The following is a 572-nucleotide window of genomic DNA, read 5'->3' as shown; positions in this document are numbered from 1 at the left end:
GTGACTGTCTGCCAGGGCGAATATTTTGCTCGCTGTTCTGCCATCGAACCTTTGCCGCCAGATGCCGACGTGCGGCAAACCGGCCCGTTCATCTCGGCGCTGAGACTCGATACCTCGTCTGCTTTGTTCAAGCGTCTTGAGATGAGCGCCATCGACCTTGAAGCTCAGAGGCAGGCTCTTCTCGGCGTCGTAGTGAAAATGCGCGTGCCACAACGGCGTGTTATCGGCGCTGTCGCTGATCGAATAAACATCCAGAAACGACCTTTTCTGGCCTTTTCCCGATTGTTTGCGATCAACGATCTTGCTTGCCTTGAGCTCGTTACGATCCAGCAGATAGTTCAGGCGCATGATGTCCAGCACGTCTTTGTTCTTGTACATCCGCACCAGCGTTTTCTGGCCTAGTTCTGTCAACGAAACGGCGGCGGCCCGCAACTGTCCGGCCAGGTTGATGATCACTCGATCTTCAACATCTGTATCGTGGTTTTCCAGTTGCCTTGCCTGTTGATTGAGCAGATCGGTTTCCTTGCCCAGATCTTCGACGATCTTTGTCGGGTTAGTGTTTTGGGCTTCTT

General features: G+C 53.3%; 1 pseudogene. It reads right to left on the bottom strand.

Annotation, left to right across the window (positions count from 1 at the left end):
• Positions 1 to 456 (bottom strand): annotated as a pseudogene (locus tag AACY49_RS30075) (hypothetical protein); the annotation flags it as partial.
• Positions 457 to 572: the final 116 nt, after the last annotated feature.

Source organism: Pseudomonas sp. EL_65y_Pfl2_R96, from assembly GCF_963970905.1.
In the GTDB taxonomy this organism is placed as follows: domain Bacteria; phylum Pseudomonadota; class Gammaproteobacteria; order Pseudomonadales; family Pseudomonadaceae; genus Aquipseudomonas.
The sequence above is the reverse complement of the archived record's forward strand: the minus strand, read 5'-3'. Positions and strand labels throughout refer to the sequence as shown.